The organism is Clostridium fallax (assembly GCF_900129365.1).
Taxonomy (GTDB): domain Bacteria; phylum Bacillota; class Clostridia; order Clostridiales; family Clostridiaceae; genus Clostridium_AH; species Clostridium_AH fallax.
The window spans coordinates 20539-27752 of record NZ_FQVM01000031.1 but is presented as its reverse complement, the minus strand read 5'-3'; the positions used below and the strand labels follow the sequence as shown (position 1 = coordinate 27752).

General features: G+C 26.5%; 5 protein-coding genes. All 5 read left to right on the top strand.

What is annotated here, in order from left to right:
• Nucleotides 1–201: 201 nt before the first annotated feature.
• The 5 genes from pulA (at nucleotide 202) to BUA70_RS11410 (ending at nucleotide 7088) form a co-directional block, all read left to right on the top strand.
• Nucleotides 202–3519: a type I pullulanase gene (gene pulA / locus BUA70_RS11430; protein ID WP_072897441.1), complete on the top strand. Its 3318-nt coding sequence runs from the start codon at nucleotides 202–204 to the stop codon at nucleotides 3517–3519.
• Between the two features lie 147 nt (nucleotides 3520–3666).
• Entirely contained in the window at nucleotides 3667–4563 is an 897-nt protein-coding gene (locus BUA70_RS11425) for a phosphate ABC transporter substrate-binding protein (RefSeq protein WP_072897439.1), read from the top strand.
• A 167-nt stretch (nucleotides 4564–4730) separates the two neighbouring features.
• The gene (gene pstC / locus BUA70_RS11420) at nucleotides 4731–5594 is read left to right on the top strand and encodes a phosphate ABC transporter permease subunit PstC (protein ID WP_341457266.1); all 864 of its coding nucleotides are present in this window, start codon (nucleotides 4731–4733) and stop codon (nucleotides 5592–5594) included.
• Between the two features lie 5 nt (nucleotides 5595–5599).
• Nucleotides 5600–6427 carry a PstA family ABC transporter permease gene (locus BUA70_RS11415; protein ID WP_072897434.1) on the top strand — a complete coding sequence of 276 codons (828 nt, stop codon included), beginning with the start codon at nucleotides 5600–5602 and terminating at the stop codon, nucleotides 6425–6427.
• Entirely contained in the window at nucleotides 6411–7088 is a 678-nt protein-coding gene (locus BUA70_RS11410) for a phosphate ABC transporter ATP-binding protein (RefSeq protein ID WP_072897432.1), read from the top strand. The genes BUA70_RS11415 and BUA70_RS11410 overlap by 17 nt, the downstream gene beginning before the upstream one ends.
• The last annotated feature ends 126 nt before the right edge of the window (nucleotides 7089–7214 follow it).

The following is a 7214-nucleotide window of genomic DNA, read 5'->3' as shown; positions in this document are numbered from 1 at the left end:
CTCCTAAAATTAAATTTCAAAGACTTAACTTTAGTTTAAAAATAAGATATTAAAAAGCAGTAATGAAAAGTCTTAAGAATTTATGAAGTTTGAATTATATAAATAAAATATAGATATACATTTTTAATTGTTTACAATTCATTAAAACTGATATTATAATATAATTGAAAACGTTTTAAAAATATATAAAGGGGGAGGAAAATGAAAAAATTAAAAGAATACTTAGCTTTAATAGTTACTTTTATTTTTATATTAACTATAATACAAAGTCCTATAATAGCTAAATCAAAAGAAAAGGATAAGGTCTATATAAAAATAAGATATAATAGGTTAGACAAAAATTATGAAGGATGGAATCTATGGGTTTGGGAAAAAGATAAAGAAGGAAAAAAATTAGATTTCATTGGAGAAGATGATGAAGGAAAATTTGTAGTAATAGAAACTTCAAAAGAAGCTAATAAATTAGGATTTATACTTCGTAGAAGTGAAAAGGGCAATGATTGGGCAGAAAATTACTTTGGAGAAGATAAATTTTTAGATTTATCTAAAGGTGATTTAGAGGTATTAGTTAAAAATAAAAATTCTGGAGAAAAAACTTTAAAGATTAATCCTTTAAAAAGAGAGTTTAATAAGGTAAATTTATTTTTACACTACTATAGATTTGATGGAAATTATAATAATTGGGATACTTGGGCTTGGCTTCAAGGAAAAGAAGGGTCAGCTTATGGATTTTTAAAAGAAGATAGTTATGGAAAAATATCAAATATAGCTTATGAAAATGTAAAAAATGTTGAAAATATTGGATTTATTATAAGAAAGTCAGATTGGAGCGATAAAGACATAGGTACAGATAGATTTATTAACTTAGCTTATGCAAATAATAAAGGAGAAGTTCATGGATACATAGTAGAAGGAAATGAAAATATCTATTATAGACCTTCAGATGTTATTAGAGATTCTAAGATAATAGCTGCAAAAATAGATACATTAAATGAAATAAACTTTAAAGTAAATGTAAAGTTATCTTCTAAAGATATAAAAGATAATGTTATTTTAAAAGAAAATAGTAATCTAATGGAATTTTCGGTATCGGTTCCGGAAGATTTGCTTCAAGGTAAAATTATTACAAATAAAAAGATTGATTTAACTAAAAAATATACATTAGAAATTAAAGGATATAAATCAATACAAGTAACACCAGGAAAGATTTTTAGTTCTAAAGATTTTGAAAATGTATTTAACTATGAAGGAGATTTAGGAGCTATATATTCAAAAAATAAAACTTCATTTAAATTATGGTCACCAACTGCTAGTGAAGTTAAGGTAGTTTTATATGGAAAAGATGGCAGTCAATACGAAAATAAAGCTAAAGAAATAATTCCTATGAATAGAGGAGAAAAAGGGCTTTGGATACTAGATAAAGTAGGAGATTTAAATGGAGAGTATTATAATTACTTAGTAACTATAGATGGAAAAGAAAATGAAGTTACAGATCCTTATGCAAAAGCTGTTGGAGTAAATGGCAATAGAGGAATGGTAGTAGATTTAACAGAAACTAATCCTAATAATTGGGATAACGATAAAAAACCAGAATTAAAAAGTCCAACAGATTCAATAATTTATGAAATGCATATAAGAGATTTTTCTATAGATAAAGATTCAGGAGTAAATCTTAAGTTTAGAGGTAAATATAATGGTGTATGGGAAAAAGGAACTAAATTTCAAGGCAAAGATATAAAAACAGGTATTGATCACTTAAAAGAACTTGGAGTTACACATGTACATATATTACCAACCTTTGATCATAGATCAATTGATGAAACAAAACTAGATAAACCTCAATACAACTGGGGATATGATCCACAAAACTATAATGTACCAGAGGGATCTTATTCACAAGATCCATATACTGGAGAAGTAAGAATAAAGGAATTTAAAGAGATGGTTAAAGCTCTTCATTATTCTGGAATTAGAGTAGTTATGGATATGGTTTATAATCATACTGGTGCAACTGATGATTCTAATTTAAACTTAGCAGTACCTAATTATTATTATCGCCAAAATTCTAAAGGTGGATTTTCTAATGGATCTGGTTGTGGTAATGAAATAGCATCTGAACGTTCAATGGTAAGAAAGCTTATAGTAGATTCTGTAGTTTACTGGGCTAAAGAATATCATATAGATGGATTTAGGTTTGATCTTATGGGCTTACATGATATAAACACTATGAAAAAAATTAGAGAAGAATTAAATAAAGTAGATAAATCAATAATAGTTTATGGAGAAGGATGGACTGGTGGTGATTCACCTTTACCAGATGATGAAAAAGCTCTAAAGAAAAATATTAGTAAATTTAAAGAATTACAAATAGCAGCTTTTAGTGATGATATAAGAGATGGAATAAAAGGTCATGTATTTAATGCTGAAGAACCAGGCTTTGTAAATGGTAAGGGAAACCTTGAAGAAAGTATAAAGTTTGGAGTAGTAGCAGGAACAGAACATAGGGAAATAGATTATAATAAAGTTAATTATTCAAAAAAACCATGGGCTAATGAACCATATCAATCAGTAAATTATGAATCAGCTCATGATAACTTTACTTTATGGGATAAATTACATATAACTAATCCAAAGGAAAGAGAAGAAGAATTAATAAAAATGAATAAAATGGCTGCTGCTATAGTTTTAACATCACAGGGAATGCCTTTTTTACATTCTGGAGAAGAGTTTTTAAGAAGTAAAATTAATCCAGATGGAACTTTTAATGAAAATAGTTATAACGCAAAAGATTCTGTAAATATGATAGATTGGTCAAGAAAAGAAAAATATAAAAATGTATTTGATTATTATAAAGGTTTAATAGAAATTAGAAAAAATCATAAAGGATTTAGAATGGATAGTAATAAAGATATTGAGAAAAATATAACTTTCCTAAAAAAAGGGGAAAACTTTAATGATAATAATGTTGTAGCTTATAATATCAATGGAAAAAATCTAGGAGATAGTTGGGAAAATATAGTTGTAATCTTTAATGCTAATCCAAAGGAAACAGAAATAACTCTTCCAGATAATAATTGGGTATTAGTTGCAAATAGTTATACTGCAGGTTTAAAAGAGATAGAAAAAATTCAAAGTAATAAAGTTAAAGTTCCAGAAAGATCTTCTTATATACTTGTAAAGGAAGAAAGCCATAGCAAAGAAAATATAGAGGAAGGGAATAAAAAAAATACTAATAAAAATAATACTATAAAAGAAAACACAAATGAAAATACTAAGGAACAAATTAATGAACAAAAAAACAAAGATAATAATAAGGATTTTAATTCAACAAAAAATAAAAACATAGAAGATGAAATTTCTAATAATAGTGGAGATGAGGATAAAATGAAAAAAGAGAAAACAGAAAAAGATAATAAAATACCAAAGACTGGAGGACATTCATCAAAGGTTTTAGCTCTTTTAGGAGTTAGTATTTTAACTTTAGGAGCAGTTTTATTAAAAAAACGTAAAAAGGCTTAAAAAAATAAACTTTTTAAGGTTGTATAGATAAATAAAATAATAAAATAATTATCTATAGACAAAAACTATAATGCAGGTTTAAAAGTGTAAAATATGGTAAAATTTTAGGAGAATTTGTATTTAGGGATAACTTTAAGGAGGTTTATTATGAAGAAAAAAGTTGCTTTACTATTAGCTGCCATAACATCAGCAAGCTTATTATTTGTAGGATGTGGTGGAGCTAAAGAAAATATCAAGGATTTTAAAAATGAAATTTCTTTTGCAGGATCTTCAACTTTAGTACCGGTTATAGATGGTATGAAAGAGGAGTTTACAAAGGATGGAAAAACTACATGGAATAAAATAAATAAGGATTTTCCAGATAAAGAAATAAAAATAACTACCACAACTGGAGGTTCTGGAGAAGGAATTAAGGCGGTTATAGATAATACTGCAGATTTTGGACTTGTAGCAAGAGAGGTTACAAAAGCTGAAAAAGAAAAGATAAAAGATTATAAAGAATATAAATTAGGAACAGATGCATTAACTATTTCAGTAAATCCAGAAAATCAACTTTTAAAAACCACAGATAATTTAACAACAGAACAAATTAAAAAAGTATTCTCAGGAGAATATAAGTATTGGGATCAGGTTGATAAGAGCTTAGAACATAAAGAAATAGTTGTTGTTACTAGAGACTTAAGTGGTGGAGCTCATAAGGTTTTTGATGAACTTGTAATGAATGGAACAGAAGTTAAAACGAATGTTACACAAGCATCATCAATGGGAGCTTTAGCAAGTAAAGTTATGGGAAATAAATATGCTATAGGTTATGCATCTTATGGCGTAGTTAATCAAAATAAAGGAAAAATAATTCCATTAAAAGTAGATGGTATAGCACCAACTAAAGAAAATATAGTAGATGGAAAATATAAAATCTGCCGTCCTTTATTAGTTATAAAAAGTGGAGAATTAAATCCAGGAGAGAAGTCTTTTGTAGATTTTATGCTTTCAAAAGATGGACAATCTGTTGTAGAAAAGTTAGGATTTATACCAGAAAAATAATATGAAATAAGTTATTTAATTAAATTAACTTGCAAAGAGCTTATTCCTTTTTTGCAAGTTAATTTTTTTATAAAATATGTATAATAGAAAATATATAGCAATTTATTTAGTAGAAATAATAAAAGTTATTTTATATAGGAAATAAATAGGGAAGAGGTGAATTTATAGTGAATTTTAGTGATAAAATATTTAATTTTATAGTGAAAATAATTGCAATACTTTCTTTAAGTATAATAGCTCTTATAGTCTTTTTTATTTTTAAAGAAAGTATTAAGCTTTTCCAAAACTATTCATTTTTTAATTTTATTTTTGGCAAGAAGTGGAAACCTTTGGGGGAAAGTCCAACTTTAGGTATATTTCCTATGATTTTATCAACTATATATATTTCTTTTTTAGCACTATTAATAGCTTTTCCTGTATCTATAGGAGCAGCTTTATTTATAAGTTTTTTTGCAAAGAAAAAATATAAAAATATAATTCACTCATTTATTGCAATATTAGCTGGTATACCATCAGTGGTATATGGATTTATAGGACTTTTAGTAGTAGTTAAATTTATGGAGACTAAATTTAACAGAACTTCAGGAGAAAGCCTTTTAGTTGGAGCTTTTGTTTTGGCTATAATGATAATTCCATATATTGTATCTAGTTGTGAGGAGAGTTTTACAAAAATTTATAATAAATATGGACATTCTTCTGAGGCTTTAGGAGTTGAAAAGGATTATATGATATGGCATCTTATTTTACCATCAGCTAAAGGGAGTATATTAGCAGGAGCAGCTTTATCTTTAGGAAGAGCTATGGGAGAAACTATGGCTGTTATGATGGTTATTGGAAATGCTCCTATGATGCCAACTCTTTTAGGAAAGGTAGAAACTATTCCATCTCTTATTGCATTAGAAATAGGATCAGCAGAAATAGGAAGTTTACATTATTATGGGCTATATGCTTCAGGATTTATACTTATGGTAATTCTTATTATAATAAATATAGTCTTTCAGAGAATAAAAAATTCAGCAATGGAGGATTAAGCACCATGAAAAAGTTAATACAAATATGGAGTTATATAAGTATAGTAGTAGTTATTATAATATTACTCTTTATATTGATTTATATAGGAAAGGAAGGTGAATCTCAAATAACAGCAAAATTTTTATTTGAAAATCCTAAAGGTATGCTTTTAGGAGAAGATGGTGGAATTTTTCCAGCTATAATTGGAAGTTTAGTTACAACTATTATTGCAAGTATTATCTCCGGAATAATGGCTGTTTGTACTGCAATCTATAGTGTATTTTATGTGAAAAATAAAAGGCTAAAATCTTTTATAGGAACAATAGTACAATGTATATCAGGAGTTCCATCTATAGTTTTAGGGCTCTTTGGATATGCTTTTTTAGTGGTAACTTTAGGCTTTGGAAAAAGTGTTATTTCTGCATCTTTAACATTAGCTGTAATGATATATCCATTTATAGAAGTTAGAATAGAAAAATCCTTTAAAGAGTTTCAAAAAAATTATATATTTGCATCCTATGCTTTAGGTATTTCTAAAGAATATACAATAAAGAAATTAATTCTTAAGGGAAATACTAAAGAAATCTTTTCATCTGTTGCAATGGCGGCAGGTTTTGCAATGGGAGCAACAGCTCCTATAATGTTAACAGGAGCTGTTGTTAATACTTCTGTTCCAGAAAGCTTAAAGGATCCCTTTATGGCTCTTTCATATCATTTGTATATACTAATGCAACAAGGGATAGGTTTAGATAGAGCTTACGGAACAGCTTTAATTTTAGTTTTTTTAATTCTTATAATAAATATAATTGGGGGATTTTTAGGAGGACTTAGAAAGAATGAATGGGATAATTAAAATAAAAAACTTCTCTGTAAAAACAAATAATAAAATTATACTAAATAAAATAAACTTAGAAATAGAAGAAAATAAAATAACAGTAATTTTAGGACCATCTGGAGGAGGAAAAACCACATTATTAAAAAGTATAAATAGAATGATTGAAGAGGAAAATTTATTTACTGAAGGTGAAATACTATTAAGGAATGAAAATATTTATAATATGCCTATTCAAAAAGTAAGAAGGGAAATTGGCATGGTATTTCAAAATCCTAATCCATTTCCTTTTTCAATATATAAGAATATGGTTTATGGGCCAGAATACTTTGGAGAAAAAAATAAAAAAAAGTTATTAAATTTAGTAGAGGAAAAGTTAAAAAAAGTTTCCCTTTATGATGAAATAGAAGGAGATATAAAAAGAAGCGCACTTAAATTATCAGGAGGGCAGCAGCAAAGGCTTTGTATAGCTAGAGCCTTAACAGTAAATCCAAAGGTACTTTTATTAGATGAACCTTGTTCTGCTTTAGATCAAAAAAATATATTAAATATAGAAAATCTTTTGATGGAATTAAAAGAAGAGTATACAATAATACTTGTAACTCATAATTTAGATCAAGCGGATAGAATATCAGATAAAAAAATATATATTGAGAACGGAGAGTTTATAAAAACTATTTAAAAATATAATTAGAATCAATTTAAATAATTAACCTTAAATATAAAAAATCTCTAATAAAAAATCTCTAAAATTTTTTTATTAGAGATTTTTTATATATTATAATTGAAATTAGTTTATAAATTATAT